This window comes from Aeromonas veronii (assembly GCF_040215105.1).
Taxonomy (GTDB): Bacteria; Pseudomonadota; Gammaproteobacteria; order Enterobacterales; family Aeromonadaceae; genus Aeromonas; species Aeromonas veronii_G.
In genome coordinates, this window is sequence record NZ_CP157875.1 from 491,902 (window position 1) to 516,267 (window position 24,366).

The window sequence follows — 24,366 nt, forward strand, 5'->3', positions numbered from 1 at the left end:
CCGCAGCGCCCTTGGTGATCACAACCTGAAGTTGCCGACCAGCTTGTCGAGCTCGCCGGAGAGTTGCTGCAGGCTGCGGCTGGACGCCGTCAGCTGGTGGGCGATGTCGGCGGTCTCCATGGTCAGCTGGTTGATGTCCTCCACGTTGCGGTTGATCTCGCCCACCACGCTGGACTGCTCCTCGGTGGCGGTGGCGACCTGGATGTTCATGTCGCTGATCTGGGTGATGTGACCGGTGATCTGGCCGAGTGCCGCATTGGCCTCATCGGCCTGGTTGACCACGGCCTGGCTCTGGTTGCGGCCCTGGGCCATGGCGCTGACGGCGCGGGCGCTCTGCTCCTGCAGGCTGTTGATCATGGTCTGGATCTCGGCGGTGGAGGCGGCGGAGCGGCTGGCGAGATTGCGCACCTCGTCGGCGACCACGGCGAAACCACGGCCCTGCTCACCGGCCCGGGCGGCCTCGATGGCGGCGTTGAGGGCCAGCAGGTTGGTCTGCTCCGAGATGCTGCGAATGGTGTCGAGAATGCTGCCGATGGAGTCGGTCTGGCTGGCCAGAGACTCGATGACACCGGCGACCTGCTCGATCTCGTCCGACAATCCGACGATGCCATGACGGGCCTGGGCGACTACCACGGCGCCCGCATCGGCCTGTTCGTTGGCCTGCTTGGCCACGTCGGCAGCCAGCGAGGCATTGCCGGCGATCTCGCCCACGGTTGCCCCCATCTCGTGGATGGCGGTGGCGACCTGTACGGTACGATCCCGCTGGGCGGTGCAGTTGTGCTGGGTCAGCTGGGCCTTGGCGGCCACTTCGTTGGCGGTGAGGGCCAGCTGGCGGGAGTTGTTGGCGACCTGTTCGATGGAGCCGTGGATCTTGGCCACGAAGTTGTTGAAACCGGTGGCGACCTGGGCGAGCTCGTCGCGACCTTCCACCTTGAGGCGCTGGGTCAGATCGCCGTCACCGCTGCCGAGCGCCCGGAACAGGCGTGCCAGCTCGTTGAGCGGACGGCTGACGGAGCCTGCCAGCAGCACCCCGAGCAGCCCCATGCCGACGGCGATGACCAGGCTCACCAGCAGGATGTGCAGGCGCGCCTCGTTCAGCTCGGCATAGACTTCCGCCTCCGGTACCTGAGCCACCAGATACCAGTCGAGCAGCGGGATATAGCTGGTGGCGAGCACCACGGCCTGACCATCCACCTCGGCGTGCGTGGCGGAGAAGGGCTGCTTGGTCAGCAGGCTGCCAGCATCGGGACCGGCCAGCTGGGTCAGGCTGTCGCGATCGATGCGGGCCGCGTCAGGGTGCAGTTTCACCTTGCCGCTGCCGTCGGTCATGAAGACGAAGCCGCTGTCACCGATGCGGAAGTTGGCGAGCATGCTCACCATGCTGTCGAGGGACTTGGCGAGCCCCGCCAGGCCGCGACCGTTCAGTTGCTGGAAGTTGACGAACAGTTTCACCTCGCCGTTGGCCTCGCGGAAGATGCTGAGCATCAGATCCTGCGGGCTCTTGGTGTAGTCGTAGAACCAGTTGTCCTGCTCATGGTTCAGCACGCGCAGGAAACCATCCTGGTTGTAGTAGGCGGCGCTCTGCCGGTCGGCGAAAGAGGCGGTGACCAGGCCGTATTGTGCCGTCATGTCTTTCAACTGCGCGATGAGGATGGGCTCCTGCTCCTTGGGCATGCCGCGCTCCACCCAGTCCAGCACGAAGCGATCGTTGGCCAGCTGCTTGGCGGCCCCGGCGACCGAGGTCAGATCTTTCTCGATCTCCTTGCCGATACGCTGGGTCAGGTTCGGCAGTTCCTGCTCGAACATGCGGGTCTCGATCAGCTGCTGGGCAGAGCGCTGGCTGAAATAGCCAACCAGGAGACAGGAGAGCGCCACGGCCAGGATGACGGTGGCCAGAATTTTCTGCTTGAGTGTCAGGCTTGCAAACATAGGGTGACTCGGGAGTGTGGATCTGGGGTGAGTACATATTAGCGGCCGGTAATACCTCCCCTTGAGTCGTCGATGGCGTTTATTGCCGATTAACGTTTGCGCTCACAGCAGGTCGGGACTGGTTTGGCGCCAGGTTTGCCTGTTTGCCACCGACCGCAGCCAGATGAAATCTCGCCAGCACAGTCAGTTACGGTTACAGTTCCTCATCTGACGGTGAGCCAGCGGCTCACTCGGCTCGCTCTGGAACCATGGACACTCATATGCGCATCTTTCCTCTGGGATGGACCCACCTGCTAATGCTCTTGCTGACTGCCGCCCCTCTCATGGTGGCAGCCCAGAGCCCTGACCCGGCCAAGCAACATGGCGGCGCCAGGGGGGAGAGGCCAAAGGTGGCGCTGGTGCTCAGTGGCGGCGGTGCCAAGGGGGCGGCCCATATCGGGGTGCTCAAGGTGCTGGAGGAGAAGCGGATCCCGGTCGACATCGTGGTGGGGACCAGCATGGGGGCCTATGTGGCGGGCATGTATGCCATGGGGCTCAGCGCCGAAGAGGTGGAGCGAATGACCCTCGCCATCGACTGGAACAAGGGCTATCAGGACAAGGTCGGCCGCAACGAACTCTCATTGCGCAAGAAGCAGCAGAGCGAGAAATACCAGCTGCGCACCGACATCGGCATCAACGGGGATCAGACCCAGCTGCCCGACGGCTTCTTCCAGGGCCAGTCCATGGCCAGCCTGTTGCGCCACGCCACCTCCAACCTGCCGGTGCAGAAGAGCTTCGACAATCTGCCCATTCCCTATCGCGCCATGGCCACCGACATGGAGACGGTGACCCCCTTCGTGCTGGATCACGGCAGTCTGGCCAAGGCCATGCAGGCCTCCATGTCCATCCCTGGCGCCCTCAAACCCGTGGATTGGGAAGGTCGGATCCTGACCGATGGCGGTACCGTCAACAACATGCCGGTGGACGTGGCCAAGGCCATGGGGGCCGACGTGGTGATCGCGGTGGATATCGGGGCCAAGCTGCGCACCCGGGAATCGCTGAAATCCGGGCTGGCCATCATTGACCAGCTCACGACCTACATGACCCAGGTCGGTACAGAGAAGCAGAAAGCCCTGCTGGGACCGAAGGATGTGCTGCTGAGCCCGGAGTTTGGCGACATAGGTATCGCCGATTTTGCCCGTATGCCGGAGGGAATCAAGATTGGGGAGACGGTGGCGATGCAATCTTCCAGTCAGCTGGACACGCTCTCTCTCTCCCCTGATGCCTATGCCGAGTATCGCAACCAGAAGCTGAGTCGCCGTGCCGAGCGCAGCGGCCAGCCGGCCTACTACATCGACAAGGTGGAGATCATCAACAAGTCCCGCCTCTCGGACGATACGGTGCGTGCCATGTTGAAGGTACGGCCGGACAAGGTGCAGACCTATGACAGCCTGGAGGCCGGCATCCGCCGTCTCTACGCGCTGGAATCCTTCGATCGCATCACCTATGAGGTGGAAGAACGGGGTGGCGAGAACGTGCTGGTGGTCAACGCCAGCGAGAAGAACTGGGGGCCGGGATATCTCAACTTCCAGCTCGGTTTCTCCGATGACTTCGAGAGCAATTCCAACTACAACGTCGGCATGTCCTACACCCTCACCAACGTCAATGACTGGGGTGGGGAGTGGCTGACGGAAGCGTCTCTTGGCACCGCCAAGCACTTCAAGACCGACTTCTATACACCGCTGGAACCCTCCCAGACCTACTACGGCGAGGCGAGCCTGGCCTATGACAAGACCCCGCGGCGGGTCTTCTTCACCGAGCAGAAGGATTTGGATGTATATGGGCTGCGCTATCTGGATTCGGAGTACAGCTTCACCAGCGTAGATCTGGCACTCGGCTGGAACCGTCAACCCTGGAGCCGGCTGTCGTTTGGCCTTGAGGGCCAGGTTGGGGGCGTCGATATCCAGAACCTGGCGGATGCGGACATCGATGCCCTCTCCTGGGGACCCTATGTGCGTTTCGAACACGATACCCTCGACAGCCGTTACTTCCCCTACGAGGGGATCTATTGGGATCTCAAGGGGGGATATACCAACGTCCGGCTGGAGCAGACCGGTGAGGATACTGAACATGGTGAGGGGCTCAACTACCATCTGGCGCTGATCAAACCCTGGTCCTGGGGCCGCCACAGCCTCAACCTGTTGCTGGAAGGCGGCGGTTCCACCTCGAAGGAGGAGGTGCCCCTTTATGTGCAGGATCTGGGAGGCTTGTTCCGGTTGTCCGGCTTCCAGCATTACCAACTGAGCGGGCGCTACAGCCTGCTTGGGGGTCTGCGCTATATCTACCGGGTGTCGGACAACGACTTCGGCGCCTTCAAGGCACCGCTGTTCCTCGGGGGATCCATCGAGCAAGGTAACGTCTGGGATAGCGGCGAGAAGATCAGCCTAGAGAACTCCTACACCGCTGGCTCCATCTACGTGGGGGTGGAGAGCTTCCTCGGCCCCATCTTCCTCGGTTACGGCATGGCGGAGGGGGGGCATGACATGTTCTACCTGCAATTGGGCACTACCTTCGATTAAACGGGTAATGATGCCTTTTTGTTAACATTTTCATGCCTGCACGCTTTGTGTGTTTAAAAAAATTGAACGGCATTAGTTGGTTATGTAGATCCGGTGAATAACCGTACAGGCTTTGGATTTTAATTAGTCGTTAAAACTTATATAGTGGGGGGCACCCTACGGGTGTCCCGCAAGGACGATCGCCGCGAGCGTGGGCGAGCCCCAAAAAAAAGACCAAAGAGGAATTAGTCGTGCTTGAAACATACCGTAAACACGTCGCAGAACGTGCCGCCGAGGGCGTAGTCGCCAAGCCTCTGGATGCAGAGCAAGTCGCCGCCCTGGTTGAGCTTCTCAAGAACCCGCCCGCCGGTGAACAAGATTTCCTGAAAGAGCTGTTGGCCTCCCGCATTCCCCCGGGCGTGGATGAAGCGGCCTATGTGAAAGCCGGCTTCCTCACCGCCATTGCCAAGGGTGAGGCCCACTCCCCGATCCTGACCGCCGCCGAAGCGGTCGAACTGCTCGGTACCATGCAGGGCGGCTACAACATCCAGCCGCTGATCGATCTGCTGGACGATGCCACACTGGCTCCTCTTGCTGCCAAGGGCCTCTCCCACACCCTGCTGATGTTCGACTCCTTCCACGACGTGGAAGAGAAGGCCAAGGCGGGCAACGCCCACGCCAAGCAGGTGCTGCAATCCTGGGCCGATGCCGAGTGGTTCCTCAATCGCCCGGCCCTGGCCGAGAAGATCACCGTCACCGTGTTCAAGGTGACCGGCGAGACCAACACCGACGACCTGTCACCGGCACCGGATGCCTGGTCCCGTCCCGACATTCCACTGCACGCCCTGGCCATGTTGAAGAACGCCCGCCCCGGCATCACCCCGGACAAGGACGGCGTCATCGGCCCCATCAAGGCCATCGAAGAACTCAAGCAGAGCGGCTTCCCCCTGGCCTATGTCGGTGACGTGGTCGGCACGGGTTCTTCCCGCAAGTCCGCCACCAACTCCGTGCTCTGGTTCATGGGTGACGACATCCCCCATGTGCCGAACAAGCGCGCCGGTGGCGTCTGCCTCGGCGGCAAGATCGCCCCCATCTTCTTCAACACCATGGAAGATGCCGGCGCCCTGCCCATCGAGGTGGATGTCTCCAAACTGGAGATGGGCGACGTGATCGACATCTTCCCCTATGAGGGCAAGATCAAGCGTCACGGCACCGACGAGGTGCTGGCCCAGTTCGAACTGAAAACCGAAGTGCTGATCGACGAAGTGCGCGCCGGTGGCCGTATTCCGCTCATCATCGGCCGCGGCCTGACCGACAAGGCGCGTGAAGCGCTGAGTCTGCCGTTCTCCACCGTGTTCCGTCGCCCGCAGCCGGTGGCCGATACCGGCAAGGGCTTCACCCTGGCCCAGAAGATGGTCGGCAAGGCGTGTGGCGTGCAGGGCATCCGTCCGGGCACCTACTGCGAGCCCAAGATGACCACGGTCGGCTCCCAGGACACCACGGGCCCGATGACCCGCGATGAGTTGAAAGACCTGGCCTGCCTCGGCTTCTCCGCCGATCTGACCATGCAGTCCTTCTGCCACACCGCGGCCTATCCCAAGCCCATCGACGTGCAGACCCACCACACCCTGCCGGACTTCATCATGAACCGCGGCGGCGTCTCCCTGCGTCCGGGTGACGGCGTCATCCACTCCTGGCTGAACCGCATGCTGCTGCCGGATACCGTGGGTACCGGTGGTGACTCCCACACCCGTTTCCCCATCGGGATCTCCTTCCCGGCGGGTTCTGGCCTGGTGGCCTTCGCCGCCGCCACCGGCGTGATGCCGCTGGACATGCCGGAATCCGTGCTGGTGCGTTTCAAGGGTGAGCTGCAACCTGGCATCACCCTGCGGGATCTGGTCCATGCCATTCCCTACGCCGCCATCCAGCGCGGTCTGCTGACCGTCGAGAAAGCGGGCAAGAAGAACATCTTCTCCGGCCGCATCCTCGAGATCGAAGGTCTGCCGACCCTGAAGGTGGAGCAGGCATTCGAACTGGCCGATGCCAGCGCCGAGCGCTCCGCCGCCGGTTGCACCATCAAGCTGGATAAAGAGCCGATCATCGAGTATCTGAAGTCCAACATCGTGATGCTCAAATGGATGCTGTCTGAAGGCTATGGCGACGTGCGCACCATCACCCGCCGTATCAAGGGGATGGAAGAGTGGCTGGCGAACCCGGTATTGATGGAAGCGGACAAGGATGCCGAGTACGCCGAAATCATCGAGATCGATCTCGCCACCATCAAGGAGCCCATCCTGTGTGCGCCGAACGATCCGGACGATGCCCGTCTGCTGAGCACGGTCGCCGGTGACAAGATCGATGAGGTGTTCATCGGTTCCTGCATGACCAACATCGGCCACTTCCGTGCCGCTGGCAAGCTGCTGGAGAAATACCAGGGCGAGCTACCGACCCGCATGTGGATAGCGCCGCCTACCAAGATGGACAAGGATCAGCTGACCGAAGAGGGTTATTACGGCATCTTCGGCCGGGTTGGTGCCCGCATCGAGATCCCGGGCTGCTCCCTGTGCATGGGCAACCAGGCGCGGGTTGCGGAAGGGGCCTCGGTGGTCTCCACCTCCACCCGTAACTTCCCGAACCGTCTGGGCAAGGGCGCCAACGTCTATCTGGCCTCTGCCGAGCTGGCTGCCGTTGCCGCCATCACCGGCAAGATCCCGAGCGTGGACGAGTACCTGCAGTACGCCAAGTCCCTGGACGCCACCGCGGCGGACACCTATCGCTACCTGAACTTCAACGAGATCGCCTCCTACACCAAGAAGGCCGATGAAGTGATCCTGCAGCAAGCGGTATAAGGGCTGGCGCCAACGGGCGCGAGTCATCAGATGAGAACCCCGGCCCATGCCGGGGTTTTTTTATGTCCCGTGGGCGGCGCTTCATTTTACTTTCATCTGATCAAAAAATGATCTCGCGCCAAGGGGGCGCGTGAAGGGCGCTATATGATGCGGAGCCTTTTATCGATGCCCCTCACATGTTTTTCATCGGGACGGGGTTTGCTGTTTCTCTTATGGGTACCCTCATCTATGCAGCTGTTTGGATTCGATGCCTCCCGGCCCTGCTGGCGCCTGCTCTGCGCCCTGTTGGTTTTCACCCTGCCCGTGACGCTCGGGCTCTGGGAGCTACATGCCAACTATTTGAATACCTTGAGCAAGCAGTCAGAGTTTGCGGCCAGCAGGGCGATGAAGCTGATGGAGGTCATGCTGGATCATGCCGAGGAGCACAATCGCAACATGCTGCCCTTGCTCAACCACCCCTGCGAAACGGCCCTGTTCGCCATGCGCAAGCTGGTGGTGCTGGCTCCCTTCGTGCGCACCACCAATCTCATCGCCGATGGCAACATCTACTGCAATTCCCTGCTGGGGAGCGTCAGTTGGCAGGATGACGCCAGTGGCTACAGTGACGGTGTGCTGCGGTTGCTGCCGGGCAATGGCATCCTGCCGAGGCACCCGGTGTTGGCGGTGCGCAGCCAGGCCACCCAAGGGGATGTGCTCAGCACCATAGATCGGGAATATCTGAGGATCATGCTGACCCTGAGCGCCCCGTCGCAAGGAGAGATCTTGCTGCGGGTGGGGGATGAGTGGCTCAACCACAGGGGCGACCTGATGGAGGGGAGCCCCAGATTGCCAACCCTGGCGGCGTCCGACATCACCTCCAGCCGCTACCCCATCTCCATGTATGCCGGCATGGATATCGCGTCGGTGTGGCGCGGCCTCTGGCAGGTTCGTTATCTGACTATCAGCCTGCTGCTCTGCTTCTCTTTCTCCATCGCCTTGCTGGTATGGTGGCTGCTGGGGCGGCCAGGTTCGATGGAAGGGGATCTCAAGCGTGCACTGCGCGCCAGGGAGTTCGTGCCCTACCTGCAGCCGCTGGTGAGTTGCGGCGATGGCCGCCTGAAGGGGGCCGAGGTGTTGATGCGCTGGCAGCATCCGGTCTCGGGTCTGATCCGCCCGGACCTCTTCATCCCCCAGGCGGAGGAGAGCGGCATGATAGTACCCATGACCCGGCAACTGATGCAGCAGGTCGCGGAGCAGCTGAGCGCCTGGCAACGGGAGATGCCGGATGACTTTCATATCGGCATCAACATCAGTGCCGTCCATTGCCGGGATCGCACCCTGGTGAGGGAGTGCCGCGCCTTTCTCGATCACTTCTCCCCGGGCCGGGTGGTGCTGGTGCTGGAACTGACCGAGCGGGAGCTGCTGGTGGCCAACGACCAGACGCTGGCCCTGTTCACGGAGCTGGATGACATGGGAGTCCGGCTCGCCATCGATGACTTCGGTACTGGCCACTCCAGCCTGCGATACCTGCAAGAGTTCCGGGTGGACTATCTCAAGATCGATCGCTCCTTCATCGGCCGGATCGGCACTGAGTCGCTTTCCGAGCACATCGTCGACAACGTCATCGATCTCGGCTCCCGGCTGGGGCTGTCGCTGGTGGCGGAAGGGGTGGAGACCCTGGAGCAGGCCGATTATCTGCGCAGGAAAGGGGTCGACTATCTGCAGGGCTATCTGTTTGGCATGCCCATGCCGCTGCAGCAGTTTTGTGAAAGCTTGCCGGCCAGGGTGAAGGTCGCCTGACTGGTCGTTTTTTGCGCGGTTAGGGCTGAGTTCAGGGTCGGGGGATAAACTGGTCGGCCATTTTGCACTGGACCTTCTATGCCTTATCGTCCCAGAATCAATGCGTCCCATCCTTGGCTGCGTCTGCTCTTCGCCATGCTGGTCTTCTCCACGCCCATGCTGCTTGGCAGCTGGGGGGGGTATTGCCACTACCAGAGCAATCTGCGAAAGAAAGCCGTGGAGGCAGCGTCTCATACCGTCAATCTGCTTGAAACGATGCTAAATAACGCAGAGGCCGCCAATCGGCAGGTGTTGCCGCTGCTGGGCAAGCCTTGCGGTCCGGTTCAGGCAGCCCTGCGAGAGCAGGTCGCCCTGGTGCCCTTCGTGCGCTCGGTCAACCTGGCCAAGCGGGATGACATCTATTGCTCCTCGCGCTTTGGTCCTTATCGCTCATCCTACTCGATGGGGGAGTTTGCCAGCGGGACTCTGCTGCTCAACAACGTGAGTCCGGTGCGGCAGGGGCACCCCTATCTGATGGTGCGGGCCGAGTCGGGCCAGCACTCGGTGCTGAGCGTCATCGATGGGGATTACCTCAACTTCATGCTGGGACTCAACGATCCCACCATGACCATCATGCTCAGGGTCGGGCCCCACTGGCTCGACCGTCAGGGCCACTTCTTCCGGCATGCCCCGGGTCTGCCGGATCGGATGGAGGTCATCCTGGGATCCGAGGTTTATCCCTTCTCCATTTACGCGGGGCACAATCAGCCCCCCAGCTGGCGAGACATGGTACAGCAGCACTGGTTCGGGCTCTGGTTGCTGGTCGGGCTCAGCCTCACCTTCGCCCTGAGTGTCTGGTGGCTGCTGGGGCGGCCCCGCTCACCGGCCAACGAGTTGGCGCGTGCCCTGAAGGCCCGGGAGTTCGAACCCTTCCTGCAGCCGCTGGTCGCCACGGACAGCGAGGCCATCGTGGGGGCCGAGGTGCTGATGCGCTGGCGCCACCCCGAGGCAGGCCTGATCCGCCCGGATCTCTTCATTCCCCAGGCGGAGGTGAGCGGCCTGATCGTGCCCATGACGACGCTCTTGATGGAAGAGGTCGCCAGGGTGCTGGGGAGCGAACGGGCGCTGCTCCCCCAGGGTTTTCATATCAGTTTCAACATCAGTGCCGCCCACTGCCGGGACATGGCGCTGCTCGATGAGTGCCGCCGTTTTCTTGCCCACTTCGCCCCGGGTCAGGTGGTGCTGGTGCTGGAGCTGACCGAGCGGGAGTTGCTGGTGGCGGATCCCCAGACCCTGTCGCTGTTTGGACAACTCAACGAGATGGGGGTCAGGCTCTCCATCGATGACTTCGGTACCGGCCACTCCAGCCTGGTCTATCTGCAGCAGTTCAACGTGGATTACCTCAAGATCGACAAGTCGTTCATTGGCAGGATAGGCACGGAGTCTCTCTCCAAGCACATCGTCGACAACGTGATCGATCTGGGGCGGCGGCTCGGCCTGTCGCTGGTGGCGGAGGGCGTCGAGACCCGCCAGCAGGCGGACTACCTCAGGGGCAAGGTGACCTTCTTGCAGGGTTATCTGTTTGGTCAGCCGGTGCCGTTGCCGCAGTTTCAGGGGGAGCTGCGCCAGGCCGCCACTGTTGTGGAGTCCGCCTCCGCGCCGCTGCTGGCCTGAGTCGTTGGCGCCAACCCTTTCTCATCCACGACTGTAGGGGCTTGTTTTTCATGCCTTGGCGAGCACTTTTCGGTAGAATTGCTGCTCACTTCGAAGTCAGATGAGGCGCGGTATGACGGTCAGGTTCCAGGCATTTCACAGCATCAAGGCGATTGGCAATCGGGAGGTGCTGTTCAACTGGTCCAGGACCAACCCCCTTGGCGCCCTGGATCAGGTGTGGCGCCCCAAGAGCCGGGACGAGCTGCAAGCGCTGCTGCGGGAGCACCCGGAGCGCAAGCTGCGGCTGATCGGCTCCGGCCTGTCGTTTGAACCCATCCACAGCGTCTATGCCGAGGGCAAGCAGGCGCTGCTGGTGGACCTGTACCACCTGCGCGGCCAGCTCGCTAGCACGGCGGATACCGTCACCTACCAGGCGGGCACGCCGCTTGATACCGTCTATGCCGATCTCATCGCCATGGAGCGGATGCTGCCGGCCTCCCCGGGGGTCATCGGCATCCAGACCCTGGGCGGGGCGCTCAGCACCGGCACCCACGGCCAGGGGTTGCACCAGTCTGCCCTGTGCGATGCGGTGGCGGCCCTGACCATCATGCTGGCGAGCGGCGACATCATCCGGGTGGATCGCACCGATCCCCGCTTCGGCGCCTTCGTCATGGGCATGGGGATGCTCGGCATCCTGCTGGATGTGACCCTCTACACGGTGCCGAACCGCATCATGCGTTGCACCAAGTTCACCACCGACTACCCCTTCCTGCTGGAGCACAACGAGCGGCTCAACCGTGAACACAGCTTCGTGAAGAGCTGGTGGTTCGCCTGGACTGGCGAGAGCCACATCTGGCTGGTGGATCCCGCCTCCGAGGAGGAGGTGGCCCGCTACCGCGCCGGGGGCTGCGAGCCCCTGCTGCTGGAAGGGGATGTGGACGGGCGCATGAACGCGACCATCGACGCCACCTTGCAGAAGATGGCCAAGGACACCAAGGACGAGGCCAGGGCCGGGGAGCACTTCGAGACGGTGCGCCGCTTCAAGGATGCCTCGGATCTGGTGGGCAACGTCTACCAGATCCTCTGCAAGGGGATACCGGCGCCCCAGATCAACTGCGAGGTGGCGGTGCCCCTCGCGCGGATGGGGGAGGCGCTGACCCTGTTGCAGGCCTGGCAGGAGGCCAACCCCGGCGTGCTGCACTATCCCTTCATCCTGCGCTGCACCGGCCCCTCCGAGGCCTGGCTCAGCGCCGCCTATGGCAAGTCGGTGTGCTGGATAGGGTTCCTGGTCTATCTGGCGGCGGACGGCACCTTTGTCGGGGGCTCCATGGAGCAGATGCGCGAACTGCAGCAACTGCTGGTGCCGCTCGGCGGAACACCGCACTTTGGCAAGCATCTGGCGATGGATCTCTACGACTTTCCGGCCCTGCTGCCACGCTGGCACGACTTCCTGGCCCTCAAGGCCGAACTGGATCCCCATGGCCGCTTCGAGAACCGCTGGCTCAGCGATCTGTTTGCCAACCGCTGAGGGCGGCCTCTTCGATAGGGAGAGGCATTTTTGCTCCCTTCTCCCCTGGCGGGAGAAGGGTTGGGGATGAGGGGAAACAATAACCCTTTCAGGCCCCATGACGACAGGTTTTAAGGATTTGACATGACTGACCCGCAAGACACTCGTATCCCCGTCACCCTGCTGACCGGATTTCTTGGCAGCGGCAAGACCACCTTGCTCAATCACTGGGTGAAGCAGCCCGAGCTTGGTGAGTGCGCCGTGCTTATCAACGAATTCGGCTCCGTGGGGCTGGATCATCATCTGGTGCAACAGGTGGACGAGCAGGTGGTGCTGCTCGATTCCGGTTGCATCTGCTGCTCGGTGCAGGGCTCCCTGGTGGAGGCGCTGCAGGGGCTCTTTATGAAGGCCATTCAGCGCAAGATCAAACCCTTCAAGCGGCTCATCATCGAGACCACAGGGCTTGCCGATCCGGCCCCCGTGCTGTTCACCCTGAGGGAAGAGGGCTTCATCGCCCAGCGTTACCGTTTCGACGGCACCGTGACCGTGGTGGATGCCGGCCACATCGAGCAGCAGTTGGCGGCCCAGTACGAGGCGGTCAAGCAGGTGGCGCTGGCGGACTTGCTGGTGGTGAGCAAGGGGGATCTGGTGGATGCCGAGACGCTGGACAGGGTGGAAGCCCAGCTGGCGACCCTCAATCCGGCAGCCCCCATCGAGCGGGTCAGCAACGGCGTGCTCTCGCCGCGGGTGCTGGAGACGCTCGGTGCCTACAACGAGGCGGCGGGGCGCGATGTGCGCCAGTTGCTCGCCTGGCTGCGTACCGAATCCCCGAAACAGGGGCTGGCCTCCCCGATGCAGCCCAGAATGAAGCCCTTCGCCGCCAAAGTGGGCACGGCCGCACCGACCCATTTCGACCATGGTGACATCGAGAGTTTCTCCCTGCGCATCGGCGAGCCCTTGAAGCCTGCCCGCCTGCTGGCGGCCATCGACGCGATACAGGCGCAGTATGGCGATGCCCTGCTGCGGCTCAAGGGCATATTGCTGCTGGAGGGAGAGAGCCAGCCCGTGGTGATCCACGGCGTGCACGGCCAGCTCTATCCGTTGCAGAGCCTGGGAGAGTGGCCGGAGGGACGGGCCCAGTCCCGCTTGGTGTTCATCGTCAAGAGCCGGGACAAGGGCGGGATAGAGCAGTTGTTCCTCGATACCCTCAAGGCCCCCGAGCCCAGCCTGGAAGAGCAGCTCAGAACCATGTTGGGGACACCCGACCAGTAGTTTTTGATATGACCCGCCGCCGTGCGGGTCTATTTTTAGGCAACGTATTTTCAGGCCAACCATTTTCGGTTCAACGATGTTCAGGTCCACAAGAGGTGACTCCATGCCCGACGACAACTCGCACCTGGTTACCCCGGCACAACGCAAGTGGCTGCCCCTGCTGACGGCGGTCGGCTTTTTCATGCAGACGCTGGACGGCACCATTCTCAATACCGCCTTGCCCAGCATGGCGGCGGCTCTGGGAGAGAGCCCGCTGCAGATGCAGTCGGTGATCATCGCCTACATGCTGACGGTGGCCCTGCTCATTCCCGCCTCCGGCTGGCTGGCCGACCGTTTCGGTACCCGCCGGGTCTATCTGGCGGCCATCCTGCTGTTTACTCTGGGATCCCTGGCTTGTGCCGTGGCCAACACCCTGCCGCTGCTGGTGGCAGCAAGGGTGCTGCAAGGGGTGGGCGGGGCGTTGCTGATGCCCATCGGGCGGCTCGCCGTGCTGCGGGTCTACAGCAAGCACGAGCTGCTGCGAGTGATGTCGTTTGTCACCATCCCCGGTCTGCTCGGGCCCCTCATCGGTCCGGCGCTGGGGGGCTGGCTGGTGGAGGTGGCGAGCTGGCACTGGGTGTTCCTCATCAACCTGCCGGTGGGCCTGGTCGGCTTCATCGCCAGCTGGAGCTTCATGCCGGAGCTGAAACAGCAGACGGCCAGGTTTGACTGGCAGGGGTTTGTGCTGTTCAGCGTCGGTATGGTGTTGGTATCTGTCGGTTTGCAAGGGCTAGGGGAGCACAGTATATCGACCGGCTGGGCGCTGTTTGCCGTCTTGTTCGGCCTCGCCGCCATGGCGAGCTACTGGCTCTATGCCGCCAATGCCGAGCAGCCGCTGTTCAGCCTGGCGCTGTTCAAGACCTCGACCTTCGCCATCGGCATCTGGGGCAACCTGTTCGCCCGCCTCGGCAGCGGTGCCATGCCCTTCCTCACCCCGCTCTTCCTGCAACTGGGGCTGGGCTTCTCGCCGAGCAAGGCGGGGATGACCATGATCCCGACCGTGATCGGCGCCATCCTGACCAAGACGCTGGTCAACAAGCTCATTCCCCGCATCGGTTACCGCCGCATCCTGATCGGCAATACCCTGGCGCTGGGGGTGATGATCGCCAGCTTCTACTTCATCGACAACCAGGTGCCCCATGGGGTACTGCTGGTCTGGCTGGCGGTGTTCGGTGCCATCAACTCGTTGCAGTTTTCCGCCATGAACACCCTCACCCTGCAGGATCTGAGTCCGGAACATGCCAGCAGCGGCAACGGCCTGCTGTCGGTGGTGATGCAGCTCTCCATGAGCCTGGGGGTGGCCATTGCCGCCAGCCTGCTCGGCCTCTTCTCTGCCGGCAGGCCGGCGGGGGACAGCGAATTCTGGCTCGGTGGCTTCCACCTCACCTATCTGTGCATCGGCCTGATGTCCATGCTGGCGGCGCTGATCTTCGCCCAGCTGGGCAAGCAGGAGAGAAGGGGCTGAGCCGACGCCTTTCTCCCTGATGACGGGGGAGAAAGGGTCATTGCCGTGCTTGATCCGGGTGGGGAGAGCGGCGCGGCTCAGGCCTGTGAGGTGGACAGATAGCTGACCGGGCAGGGCAGCCGGGCCAGCATCTCGGCCAGATGTTCGGTGGCCAGCAGGAAGGTCTGCTCCGGATGGCCCGGGGTCCAGGTGAAGGCCTCGTGGGTCAGCAGGAGTGGGTCAACCAGCAGGGGGATGTCGGCACGGGGCAGGAAGGGGCAGACCGCCCCCGGCAGGCAGCCGATCTCGGCCTGCATCTCCTCGGCCGTACAGATGGAGGGCTTGGCTCCCAGACTAGCCTTAACCGCCTTGTTGTCGAGCCGTCCGTCCCTGTGGGTCAGCAGCAGGGCGAAGCGGCCATCCTTGAACTTGAGAAACAGGGTCTTGCTGAATTCGGCCTGCCAGCCGAGGCGGGCCTTGACCCGCTCGTCGGTGGCGTAGTCCAGGATGGGTTCGTGCTGGTAGCGCTGGTGGGGAAGGTCTGCCAGCAGCTGGCTGTTGAAGTCGTGAATGGTATCGAGTGGCATGGGGGTCTCCTGTCTGGGGTCATAGTGCCAGCCGGTCTGGCCCGAGCCCAATCATCCTTTCTTATGACGGATAAGGGAGGACGGATAAACAACGAGGGCACCCTGGGTGCCCTCGTCGATCAATGGGGTTGCAACTCGCTGGCTTCCCACTGGAAGGGGATGGGGCAGAGCTGCTGGGAGGCCTTGTCGTAGGCGTGCCACAGCTCACCGAGGGTGCGGCCATCACGGGGATGGCGCAGCTCGGGGGCCAGCTCGGCCAGCGGCCAGAGCACGAAGGCGTTGGTGAGGATCTCGGCGCGGGGCAGCTCGACCGGCCCTTCACACACCAGGCTCCCGTAGAGCAACAGATCGAGATCCAGGGTGCGGGGGGCGAACTTCTTGGCATCCGGCTCGCGGCCGTGGGCAAACTCCATGGCCCGCAGTCGCTGGCACAGGGTTGTCAGCGGGAGATCCGTTTCGGCTCCCACCACCAGGTTGTAGAAGGGGCGGCCGTTGAAGCCCACCGCCGCACTCTCAAAGACCCGGGAGACCTGGAGTTCGCCAAACTCGGCATGCAGGGCATCGAGCCCGGCCCGGATGTGGCGCTCCCGCTCTATGTTGGAGCCCAGACTGATGAAGATGCGGGTCATGGATGCTTCCTCCCGACGGGCTGACTCACTGGGCACTCGCGGCCGGCGTGCGGTGACGCAGGATCTCGACACCGACGCCGGCGGCATTGGGCACGGCGGTCGGCTTGGTCAGGGTGACCTTGACCCATTGTACGCGCGCGTCGGCCAGTACCAGCGCGGCGACCTGTTCGGCCATGGTCTCCACCAGTTCGACGACGGTGTTGGCGGCGTGATCACAGATCTTGCGGGAGAGGGTGGCGTAGTCCAGTGCCAGCTTGATATCGTCGGTTGCGGCGGCGGGGCGGTTGTCGAACCCCATCTCGAGATCGAAGCTGAGCTTCTGGCGAATGCCCTTCTCCCACTCATAGACCCCTATGGTGGTCAAAACCTCGAGTCCGCGAATAAACACCTTGTCCATGACAGTACTTCTTCTTTACTCTTGATGGGCTGTGAAGACAGCGCTGGGATGCTGGCCTGGCAAGCAGATTGCCGCTGACGGTCGGTTTGGGCGACGCGCCCAGGCCAGAGAATGTGGCCCGCATCATACCCCATTCATATCGTGGTAAAAACGACCAAGATGACGGCCCTGACGATTTTAATGATTATTCTGGCCTACCTGGGTGGTTCACTGTCCAGTGCCGTGCTGGTTTCCCGCTTCACCGGATTGCCGGATCCCCGGGATCACGGCTCCCACAATCCGGGGGCAACCAATGTGCTGCGCCTCGGTGGTCGGTTGGCAGCATTGATCGTTCTGCTGCTGGATGTACTCAAGGGGATGGCCCCCGTCTACCTCGCCTGGTATCTGGAAATAAAGCCGGTCTACCTCGGCTTCATCGGGGTGGCGGCCTGCCTTGGCCACATGTATCCCCTCTTCTTCCATTTTCGCGGCGGCAAGGGGGTCGCCACCGCGCTCGGCACCATGCTGCCCATCGGCTTTGCCATGGGGGGCGCGGCCATCGCGACCTGGTTGCTGGTGCTGGTGGTGAGCGGCTATTCCTCCCTGGCCTCCATCGTGACCGTGCTGCTGACGCCGCTCTTTACCTACCTGCTCAAACCCGAGTACACCCTGCCGGTCTCCCTGCTCTCCTGCCTCATTCTCATCCGCCATCACGAGAACATCACCCGCTTGCTGAGAGGGGAGGAGTCTCGCCTCTGGGGGCGCCGCAGGGCGGCTTCTGCTACGGAAGTGACAGAAATGGATGATGCTGCGCAAAAAAGAGACGAACGAGACAAAAAGTGAAATTTCCCGTTGACCACCTGCCGTAAAATCCGTTTAATAGCGCCCACGCCCAGATAGCTCAGTCGGTAGAGCAGGGGATTGAAAATCCCCGTGTCGGCGGTTCGATTCCGTCTCTGGGCACCAAATTTTGGTGCCATGAAATAAAAATTTGTTCATGCACAATGGTTTAAAGTGTGCCGGCTTAGCTCAGTAGGTAGAGCAACTGACTTGTAATCAGTAGGTCACCAGTTCGATTCCGGTAGCCGGCACCATTTGCCCAGATAGCTCAGTCGGTAGAGCAGGGGATTGAAAATCCCCGTGTCGGCGGTTCGATTCCGTCTCTGGGCACCACGTTAGGACGCTGAGATAGCAATGTCTGGGCTCCAAAGTACAATTCCTCCTTAGTTCAGTCGGTAGAACGGCGGACTGTTAATCCGTATGTCACTGGTTCAAGTCCAGTAGGAGGAGCCAATTCAAAAGACCCTTGTCGCAAGACAAGGGTCTTTTTTTATGTTTTTCGCTCACCGTCATCAGCATCGCTGAAAAGCGGACTAGCCTGATAGGCGCACCCACTGATGGCGAGGAGAAGACGATGGGAAGCTATGAACTGAAGCTGGCCAAGAACGACCAGTTCTACTTTGTGCTCAAGGCGGGGAATGATCAGGTGATCCTCAATAGCGAGATGTATACCAGCAAGGCGGCGGCCCAGAACGGTATCGCCTCGGTCCAGACCAATGCCCAGGAGGCGGGGCAATATGATCTGAAAGAGGCGGCCAATGGTCAGTATCACTTCACGCTGAAAGCCAAAAACCATCAGGTCATCGGCTCCAGCCAGATGTATGCCAGCAAGGCGTCGGCACAAAATGGCATCCAGTCGGTCCAGACCAATGGCCCGACCCAGACCATCAAGGATCTGACCCTCTGATCCGGACACCTTTCGATGTGAACCAGGAGCGCTGCGGCGCTCTTTTTCGTTTGGCTCGCCGGAAAAGCGTTGTTTTTACATCCTGATAGTCCGGCGCCGTTTTGCTGATGCAATGGACTGAAAACAAAAGAGTTATGTGAATGACTAGCAAGCCGTATCTGGCAAAGCGTCCCGCCGCTTAAGCTTCTGTACAAGGTTCAGCCGGTACAATTGGCACTCAGTAAGAATAAGGGTGACAAGCCCGTAACCCAAGATAGATGAGGTTGTGATGACTTTGAGACTGAAACCTGTATGGATTGCATTGGCACTGGCGGCGACGACTGCACACGCAAGCGATGACTTCTATTTCGGTGCCGGCGTGGGTGCGACCCACTTCAACGGCCTGAACAAGATTGAAGGCGTCAACACGGGCGAAGAAGATGCCGCGGCGGCCAACGTCTTTGCCGGTTACAACTTCAACGAATACTTCGGATCCGAGCTGGGCTACCAGTACACCGGCCGCGGCAACACCGATGGCAACCGTTACGAGAGCCAAGGTGCCACCTTGTCCGGTATTGCGCGTCTGCCCCTTGGCGAGAACTTCTCCCTGTTCGGTGAAGCGGGCGCCTACTGGGGCCATACCGACGGTCTGGGCACCAGCGATACCCGCGTCTCTCCGCTGGCCGGTGCCGGTCTGACCTACAAGGTCAACGATGCACTGGATCTGCAGGCGCGCTACCGCTACATGTGGGATGTGGCAGACCTGACCACCCACACTGGCGAGCAGTACAAGTCCAACCAGAGCGTGACGACCCTGGAAGCCGTCTACCATCCGTTCCGTACTTCCTATGTCGCACCGGTGGCCGCTCCTGTGGTTGCAGAGGCCGCGGCCCCCGAAGTCGTCGAGAAGAACTTCACCCTGAGCTCTGATGTGCTGTTTGCCTTCGGCAAGGCAGATCTGAAACCGGAAGGGGTGGATGCCCTGAACGGTCTGTATCAGCAGATCACGGCATCCCAGCCCAAGGATGGCAGCGCCATCGTCGTGGGTTACTCCGATCGCGTCGGTTCCGAGGCGTATAACCAGAAGCTGTCCGAAGAGCGCGCCCGCAGCGTGGCCGACTTCCTGGTGAGCAAGGGCTTGCCGGCCAGCAAGATCTCCGTCGAGGGCCATGGCGAAGCCGACCCCGTGACCGGCACCCAGTGTGACGGCGTCAAGGGCAATGAGCTGATCGCCTGCCTCTCCCCGGATCGCCGCGTGGAAGTGCGCGTCTCCGGCGTGCAGGAAGTCCAGCAGTAAGCTGATCCTGCCCGGGTGATATGAAGAGGGGATGCCATGGCATCCCCTCTTGCTTGTCTGCGCGACGGTGACGATCTGGCACCGCCTGGCTCGAGGCTGCGGTGCTCAGTGCCAGCCCAAGGCGGCACGTCGTCGCCATCTGCCCCTTATTTATTTCCTATCAGTGACTTGCCTCTTGCTCCTCACCTAGTATGGTGGCCAGACGGACGTTGACCACGGCGCCCCTTGCATCAGGCCGGTCACGTAGGCCAGGGCTTTCAGTACCTGTCCCTCTCTTCCGGATAATGCCTGGCAGACCCTATTTGCTATCGAGGTAATCTATGAACGCAACCGAGCTTTGGCAGCTCTCTCCCGAGCAGTTCAACGAATGGCGCCGGGAGAATGACTATCCCCTGATCTGGGAACTGCTGACGGCCTCGTTGCCCCATTTTGACGATTGGATGAGCGAGCAGAAGATAGACAAGGCGGTCATCTTCCAGATCGGCATTGCCCGCTTCATCAGCTCCCGCTGTGTACAGAGCCTCTGCGTCTACATGAGTGACGACAAGATCCGTCTGTACGAGACCGCCTCCAGTGCGCTGGAGTCCCTGCGCAAGAGCGGGCTCATCCGCTCCGAATCCCGTTTCGAACCCTACCTCATGTGGCTGGCCGGCAAGCATGGCAAGGATCAGGCGAAGCGGGTGCAGAGCCTGCTGTCGGTCTCCGAGAACAACAAGGGGGAGGCGCAGGTGCTTGGCGAGCATCGTCTACTCAATATCGGAGGCGTCACCCTGCAGAGTCCCATCATCTCGGGACGGCTGCTCGACTTCACCTGTCTCGACGAGCTCTCTCTGGATGGTGCGGTCAACAACTCCAAGGTCTATCTGTGGCACTGCTCGGCCAAGGGGGTCAGGGTCAACGGCGGCATCATAGGGTTGGATCTGTTCGATTCCCTGCTGTGGGACCACAGGGCCTGGGCCAAGAAGCGGGAGCTGGCGCTGGAGGACGGGGTGTTTCAGGACTTTACCATCGAGTGCGAGGAGATCCGTTTCCACTCGTCCCGGGCCGTGCTGAAGAACTTCAACGTCAGCGCCAAGAACTTCGATGCCACCATGGAGCACACCAATCTGGACAAGGTGCAGGTCAGCTACAACGAGAATGGCCGGATCGACCACAGCGAGGCGAGCAAGCTGTACCGCAATGCCAAGCGGCTCTTCTCCAGCGTGGGGGATACGGTCGATGCCGGAGAGTGCTACTACCAGGAGAAGCTGCACGAGATGCGATCCCTGGCGAGCCCGAAGGAGCTCTACAAGGACAGCTGGCTGCGCAGCGGCCCGCTTAAGAAAGGGATGCTCTCCCTGCTCTGCTATCTGAAATGTGCCTCCAAGTTCATCAGCTTCATCACCTGGGGTTTTGGGGAACGGCCCATCCGCAGCCTGCTGATGTCCATGGGGGTGATCCTGCTGGCGACCCTGACCTACTTCCTGGCGCCGGAGTCCGTCACCCACGGCCACCTCGGTCGTTCGCTCTATTTCAGCATCGTCACCTTCGTGACCCTGGGTTACGGGGACATCTCCCAGACTTCGTCGCCACTCCAGCTGCTGTCGGCCATAGAGGCGTTCAGCGGCATGTTCCTGACCGGTCTCTTCCTCGCGGGCTTCGCGTCGAAAACCAAGCAATATTGAGGCTCATGTCGGGGATGCCCGGGTCTGCGCTCTTTGCCACGCCCCGGGGATGAAACCCGCCCCCCTAATTGTCCAGCCCGGCCTGAGTGCCGGGCTTCGTCGTTTCTGGGGGCGGTGGCTGGCTTGACGGGGGGGATGGGGAGCGACTTTATTTAAGGTGCGTGGCCGGGGTCAGCCTTGGCCGAATGGGGATGCAAGCGACAACAAGACAGAGGAGCAGGATCGGCACGGATCAGTCAACCATCACTGCAGATAAGGAACAACGCTATGATATTGAATCACTTATGGGGATTGTATGCCCATCCTCACACCGAATGGCATACCATAGACGAGCGGCACGACAGCTTCAGAAACAGCCTGACCCACATCCTGCTCGTGGCCCTTATCCCATCAGTCTGCGCTTACTATTCCGCCGTCCACATCGGCTGGAGCATCGGGGTCGGCGAACCCATCCGGCTGACCGCGGACAGCGCCTTCGTGCTGTCGGTGGCCATGTATCTCGCCCTCATCGTCGGCGTCTTCGCCCTCTCCTACCTGGTGCACTGGATGGGTCACACCTTCGGGGCCGATCCCAGTTACACCACCTCCCTCGAACTTGCGGCCTATACCTCGACGCCCCTGTTCATGGTCGGCTTCTCCGCCTTCTTCCCCCATCTCTGGTTCGTGATGATCATCGGTCTCATCGGCCTCAGTTACTCCGTCTATCTGCTCTATATCGGGGTTCCCATCCTGATGCACATCACCAAGGAGCAGGGCTTCATCTATGCGAGCTCTGTGGTCACCGTGGGGCTGGTGTTGCTGGTCTGCGTGCTGGCGAGCACCGCCATCCTCTGGGGATCCGGTTTCGGACCCGTCTTCATGCATTAGCCAAGGTGTGCATCACCGTAAAAAAGGCGCCTGATGGCGCCTTTTCCATGGGGATCACTCACCCTTTCTGACCGGGTTGGCGCGTCGTCGTCCCCCATGCCAGGTGGTGCCCATCGACGCGGCTATGATGGCGGCTATTCCCAGCCACTGGGACGGAGGCAGTTGCTCCCCCAGTAGCAACAATCCCATCAGGGCGCCCATGGCTGGTTCGCCACTGGTCAGGATGCCGTAGCTCTTGAGCGGCAACCGGCGCAGGGCGAACATCTCGAGGGAGTAGGGGATGGCACTCGAGAGCAGCCCCACCCCCGCTATGGTCAACACCAGGGGGAGGGTGAAGCTGGCCTCGCTCGCCCCGCCGAGGCCGAAGGGCAGCACCAGCAGGGTGCCCACCCACATGCCAAGAGCCGGCGCCTGGGGCCCCAGCAAGGCACCTGCCCGCTTGCCGGTCAGCATATAGAGTCCCCAGAACACGCCGGCACCGAGGGCCAGGGCGGCCCCCAGGGGATCGATGGCCTGTTCGGCCGCCCGCAGGGGCAGGAGCAGCAGCAGTCCGGCGATGGCCAGTGCCAGCCAGATGAAGTCTTCCCGGTGGCGGGAGTTGAGCAGCGCCACCGTCAACGGGCCGATGAACTCGATGGCCAGCGCCACGCCGAGGGGGATGCGCTCAATGGCCAGGTAGAAGAGCAGGTTCATGGCCCCAAGCGAGAGTCCGTAAGGGATGGCCATCAGCAGGGTGCGCCTCTCGAGGGGCGCTTGCCAGATACGAAACACCAGAGACAGAAGGAGGGCGGCACACCCCAGCCGGAATAATGTGGTGCCGGCGGCCCCCAGCAGGGGAAACAGCGACTTGGCCAGGGAGGCGCCCAGGGTGATTGACAGCATGGCGAGCAGGACGGCCAGCAGGGAGGAGAGGGCGGGGCTGTTTGGCTGCATCTTGTTCAAACCTGAGTAGGGTATAAGCAAGAAAATATATCTGGAGGCTGCCGTAATTTCGGTCTAATACTGGCCTTACATGATAATTTTTATCTCTTGAGCCCCGTGACCGACAAATTTGATCTGCTCATCCTGTCCGAGCTGCAGCAGGATGCCCGTCTGCCCATTCCCGAGCTGGCCCACAGGGTCGGTCTTTCCGCCCCTGCCTGTTACCGCCGTGTCCGGGAGCTGCGGGAGACTGGCCTCATCGAACGGGAGGTGGCACTGGTGGCCCCGGCCACCATGGGCTGGCCTATCACCATGCTGGTGCTGGTGACCCTGGAGCGGGATCACGGCCGCATCGTCGATGAGATGATCGCCAGCCTGCAGCGGGAACCCGAGGTGATGGATCTCTGGTACGTGACGGGTGAACAGGACTTCGTGCTGCAGGTCGCCGCGCGGGACATGCAGAGTTACGAGCAGTTCACCCGGCGGGTGCTCCATGCCAGAGAGCAGGTGCGCAGCTTCAAGACCCTGGTCGTCATGGGGCAGCACAAGCGTTGCGGCGCCTTGCTGCCCGGCTGAGAAAGGGGGGGGGTTGTTGCCTTGAGGGAATCAAAGGCGCGCGAAGGGGTCGGCAGGCAAACAAGAAGGGGCAGGTACTAGCTGCCCCTTCTTTTTCAGCCGGGCTGCCCGCCCGCCAGCTCCTCCGCCGTCATGGGACGCAGCACCTTGCAAGGGTTGCCCACCGCGACCACGCCCGCCGGAATGTCCTTGGTCACCACGGAACCCGCGCCAATCACGCTGTTGTCCCCTATGGTGACGCCGGGGCAGATGACGGTGCTGCCACCTATCCAGACGTTGTTGCCGATGCGCACCGGTTTGCCGAACTCGACCCCGGCCACCCGGGGAACGACGGCAATGGGGTGGGCGGCGGTGTAGATCTGCACCCCGGGCGCCAGCAGCACGTTGTCGCCGATATGCACCTCGCACACATCCAGGATGGTGCAATTGACGTTGGCGTAGAAGTTTTCGCCGACGAAGATGTTGGCGCCATAGTCGCAGAAGAAGGGCGGGTTGATGGCACACGCCTTGCCACGACCACCGAGCAGGGCCCAGAGCAGGGCATCCTGCTCGGGCTTCTCCTGCCAGAGGGTGTTGAACCTGTGGTAGAGGCTGCGGCAGCGCTCTCGCGCCGCCTTGAGATCGGGGTCGGCAGCGTCATAGTCCTCGCCGGCCACCATCTTCAGCCATTCTGGATTCCGTTTTTGTGGTGTTTTATTTGGCTCAAATGCGATTTTTGAATTCATATGTTCCATC

General features: G+C 61.9%; 19 protein-coding genes and 4 tRNA genes. 17 read left to right on the forward strand and 6 right to left on the reverse strand.

Going from position 1 to position 24,366, the window contains the following annotated elements; genetic code table 11:
• Positions 1-18: 18 nt before the first annotated feature.
• Complete coding sequence (locus ABNP46_RS02385) at positions 19-1,929, reverse strand: methyl-accepting chemotaxis protein (protein ID WP_349920832.1); 1,911 nt, start codon at positions 1,927-1,929, stop codon at positions 19-21.
• 260 nt (positions 1,930-2,189) lie between these two features.
• On the opposite strand from ABNP46_RS02385, the gene ABNP46_RS02390 reads away from it, so the two are divergent.
• The 7 genes from ABNP46_RS02390 (at position 2,190) to mdtD (ending at position 15,009) form a co-directional block, all read left to right on the forward strand.
• Complete coding sequence (locus ABNP46_RS02390; protein ID WP_349920833.1) at positions 2,190-4,487, forward strand: patatin-like phospholipase family protein; 2,298 nt, start codon at positions 2,190-2,192, stop codon at positions 4,485-4,487.
• 230 nt (positions 4,488-4,717) lie between these two features.
• Positions 4,718-7,315 carry a bifunctional aconitate hydratase 2/2-methylisocitrate dehydratase gene (gene acnB, locus ABNP46_RS02395; RefSeq protein ID WP_349920834.1) on the forward strand — a complete coding sequence of 866 codons (2,598 nt, stop codon included), beginning with the start codon at positions 4,718-4,720 and terminating at the stop codon, positions 7,313-7,315.
• 228 nt (positions 7,316-7,543) lie between these two features.
• Positions 7,544-9,094, forward strand: a complete 1,551-nt coding sequence (locus ABNP46_RS02400; protein ID WP_349920835.1) for an EAL domain-containing protein — start codon at positions 7,544-7,546, stop codon at positions 9,092-9,094.
• A 78-nt stretch (positions 9,095-9,172) separates the two neighbouring features.
• Positions 9,173-10,747: an EAL domain-containing protein gene (locus ABNP46_RS02405; protein WP_349920836.1), complete on the forward strand. Its 1,575-nt coding sequence runs from the start codon at positions 9,173-9,175 to the stop codon at positions 10,745-10,747.
• 112 nt (positions 10,748-10,859) lie between these two features.
• Entirely contained in the window at positions 10,860-12,254 is a 1,395-nt protein-coding gene (locus tag ABNP46_RS02410; protein ID WP_349920837.1) for a D-arabinono-1,4-lactone oxidase, read from the forward strand.
• 123 nt (positions 12,255-12,377) lie between these two features.
• Positions 12,378-13,505, forward strand: a complete 1,128-nt coding sequence (locus tag ABNP46_RS02415) for a CobW family GTP-binding protein (RefSeq protein ID WP_349920838.1) — start codon at positions 12,378-12,380, stop codon at positions 13,503-13,505.
• Between the two features lie 103 nt (positions 13,506-13,608).
• Positions 13,609-15,009 carry a multidrug transporter subunit MdtD gene (mdtD, locus tag ABNP46_RS02420; protein WP_349920839.1) on the forward strand — a complete coding sequence of 467 codons (1,401 nt, stop codon included), beginning with the start codon at positions 13,609-13,611 and terminating at the stop codon, positions 15,007-15,009.
• Between the two features lie 77 nt (positions 15,010-15,086).
• Here the strand turns inward: mdtD and ABNP46_RS02425 are convergent, their stop codons facing one another.
• The 3 genes from ABNP46_RS02425 to folB form a co-directional block, all read right to left on the reverse strand.
• Positions 15,087-15,575 (reverse strand): YbaK/EbsC family protein, encoded by a 489-nt coding sequence (locus ABNP46_RS02425; RefSeq protein ID WP_349920840.1) that lies wholly within the window; start codon positions 15,573-15,575, stop codon positions 15,087-15,089.
• Positions 15,576-15,694: 119 nt separating this feature from the next.
• Entirely contained in the window at positions 15,695-16,204 is a 510-nt protein-coding gene (gene folK / locus ABNP46_RS02430) for a 2-amino-4-hydroxy-6-hydroxymethyldihydropteridine diphosphokinase (protein ID WP_349920841.1), read from the reverse strand.
• Between the two features lie 25 nt (positions 16,205-16,229).
• The gene (gene folB / locus ABNP46_RS02435; protein WP_349920842.1) at positions 16,230-16,601 is read right to left on the reverse strand and encodes a dihydroneopterin aldolase; all 372 of its coding nucleotides are present in this window, start codon (positions 16,599-16,601) and stop codon (positions 16,230-16,232) included.
• Between the two features lie 159 nt (positions 16,602-16,760).
• Here folB and plsY point away from each other — a divergent pair, with 159 nt between their 5' ends.
• From plsY to ABNP46_RS02480, 9 genes are all read left to right on the forward strand, one after another.
• Complete coding sequence (gene plsY / locus ABNP46_RS02440; protein WP_349920843.1) at positions 16,761-17,423, forward strand: glycerol-3-phosphate 1-O-acyltransferase PlsY; 663 nt, start codon at positions 16,761-16,763, stop codon at positions 17,421-17,423.
• A gap of 47 nt (positions 17,424-17,470) precedes the next feature.
• Positions 17,471-17,546, forward strand: a tRNA-Phe gene (locus tag ABNP46_RS02445).
• Positions 17,547-17,598: 52 nt separating this feature from the next.
• A tRNA-Thr gene (locus ABNP46_RS02450) sits at positions 17,599-17,674 on the forward strand.
• A 3-nt stretch (positions 17,675-17,677) separates the two neighbouring features.
• A tRNA-Phe gene (locus ABNP46_RS02455) sits at positions 17,678-17,753 on the forward strand.
• Positions 17,754-17,797: 44 nt separating this feature from the next.
• A tRNA-Asn gene (locus ABNP46_RS02460) sits at positions 17,798-17,873 on the forward strand.
• A gap of 121 nt (positions 17,874-17,994) precedes the next feature.
• A complete protein-coding gene (locus ABNP46_RS02465) occupies positions 17,995-18,327 on the forward strand; it encodes a YegP family protein (RefSeq protein ID WP_349920844.1) in 333 nt (110 codons plus the stop codon).
• Positions 18,328-18,595: 268 nt separating this feature from the next.
• Complete coding sequence (locus ABNP46_RS02470; protein WP_349920845.1) at positions 18,596-19,603, forward strand: OmpA family protein; 1,008 nt, start codon at positions 18,596-18,598, stop codon at positions 19,601-19,603.
• Positions 19,604-19,923: 320 nt separating this feature from the next.
• Positions 19,924-21,267 carry a potassium channel family protein gene (locus tag ABNP46_RS02475; protein WP_349920846.1) on the forward strand — a complete coding sequence of 448 codons (1,344 nt, stop codon included), beginning with the start codon at positions 19,924-19,926 and terminating at the stop codon, positions 21,265-21,267.
• A 267-nt stretch (positions 21,268-21,534) separates the two neighbouring features.
• Complete coding sequence (locus ABNP46_RS02480; RefSeq protein WP_349920847.1) at positions 21,535-22,134, forward strand: Yip1 family protein; 600 nt, start codon at positions 21,535-21,537, stop codon at positions 22,132-22,134.
• Between the two features lie 54 nt (positions 22,135-22,188).
• On the opposite strand, the gene ABNP46_RS02485 is transcribed toward ABNP46_RS02480, so the two are convergent.
• Entirely contained in the window at positions 22,189-23,067 is an 879-nt protein-coding gene (locus tag ABNP46_RS02485; protein ID WP_349920848.1) for an EamA family transporter, read from the reverse strand.
• Positions 23,068-23,172: 105 nt separating this feature from the next.
• Here ABNP46_RS02485 and ABNP46_RS02490 point away from each other — a divergent pair, with 105 nt between their 5' ends.
• On the forward strand, positions 23,173-23,631 hold the full coding sequence (locus tag ABNP46_RS02490; protein ID WP_349920849.1) for an Lrp/AsnC family transcriptional regulator: 459 nt from the start codon (positions 23,173-23,175) through the stop codon (positions 23,629-23,631).
• Positions 23,632-23,726: 95 nt separating this feature from the next.
• Here ABNP46_RS02490 and ABNP46_RS02495 read toward each other — a convergent pair whose 3' ends face one another.
• On the reverse strand, positions 23,727-24,356 hold the full coding sequence (locus ABNP46_RS02495; RefSeq protein WP_349920850.1) for a sugar O-acetyltransferase: 630 nt from the start codon (positions 24,354-24,356) through the stop codon (positions 23,727-23,729).
• Positions 24,357-24,366 lie beyond the last annotated feature (10 nt).

Excerpts from the sequence above, each read along its gene's own strand:
- plsY (WP_349920843.1), top strand. The coding sequence starts at position 16,761 with ATGACGGCCCTGACGATTTTAATGATTATTCTGGCCTACCTGGGTGGT.
- ABNP46_RS02495 (WP_349920850.1), bottom strand. The coding sequence starts at position 24,356 with ATGAATTCAAAAATCGCATTTGAGCCAAATAAAACACCACAAAAACGG.
- ABNP46_RS02410 (WP_349920837.1), top strand. The coding sequence starts at position 10,860 with ATGACGGTCAGGTTCCAGGCATTTCACAGCATCAAGGCGATTGGCAAT.
- mdtD (WP_349920839.1), top strand. The coding sequence starts at position 13,609 with ATGCCCGACGACAACTCGCACCTGGTTACCCCGGCACAACGCAAGTGG.
- ABNP46_RS02425 (WP_349920840.1), bottom strand. The coding sequence starts at position 15,575 with ATGCCACTCGATACCATTCACGACTTCAACAGCCAGCTGCTGGCAGAC.
- ABNP46_RS02385 (WP_349920832.1), bottom strand. The coding sequence starts at position 1,929 with ATGTTTGCAAGCCTGACACTCAAGCAGAAAATTCTGGCCACCGTCATC.
- folK (WP_349920841.1), bottom strand. The coding sequence starts at position 16,204 with ATGACCCGCATCTTCATCAGTCTGGGCTCCAACATAGAGCGGGAGCGC.
- ABNP46_RS02390 (WP_349920833.1), top strand. The coding sequence starts at position 2,190 with ATGCGCATCTTTCCTCTGGGATGGACCCACCTGCTAATGCTCTTGCTG.
- ABNP46_RS02480 (WP_349920847.1), top strand. The coding sequence starts at position 21,535 with ATGATATTGAATCACTTATGGGGATTGTATGCCCATCCTCACACCGAA.
- ABNP46_RS02475 (WP_349920846.1), top strand. The coding sequence starts at position 19,924 with ATGAACGCAACCGAGCTTTGGCAGCTCTCTCCCGAGCAGTTCAACGAA.
- folB (WP_349920842.1), bottom strand. The coding sequence starts at position 16,601 with ATGGACAAGGTGTTTATTCGCGGACTCGAGGTTTTGACCACCATAGGG.
- ABNP46_RS02485 (WP_349920848.1), bottom strand. The coding sequence starts at position 23,067 with ATGCAGCCAAACAGCCCCGCCCTCTCCTCCCTGCTGGCCGTCCTGCTC.
- ABNP46_RS02465 (WP_349920844.1), top strand. The coding sequence starts at position 17,995 with ATGGGAAGCTATGAACTGAAGCTGGCCAAGAACGACCAGTTCTACTTT.
- ABNP46_RS02470 (WP_349920845.1), top strand. The coding sequence starts at position 18,596 with ATGACTTTGAGACTGAAACCTGTATGGATTGCATTGGCACTGGCGGCG.
- ABNP46_RS02405 (WP_349920836.1), top strand. The coding sequence starts at position 9,173 with ATGCCTTATCGTCCCAGAATCAATGCGTCCCATCCTTGGCTGCGTCTG.
- ABNP46_RS02415 (WP_349920838.1), top strand. The coding sequence starts at position 12,378 with ATGACTGACCCGCAAGACACTCGTATCCCCGTCACCCTGCTGACCGGA.
- ABNP46_RS02400 (WP_349920835.1), top strand. The coding sequence starts at position 7,544 with ATGCAGCTGTTTGGATTCGATGCCTCCCGGCCCTGCTGGCGCCTGCTC.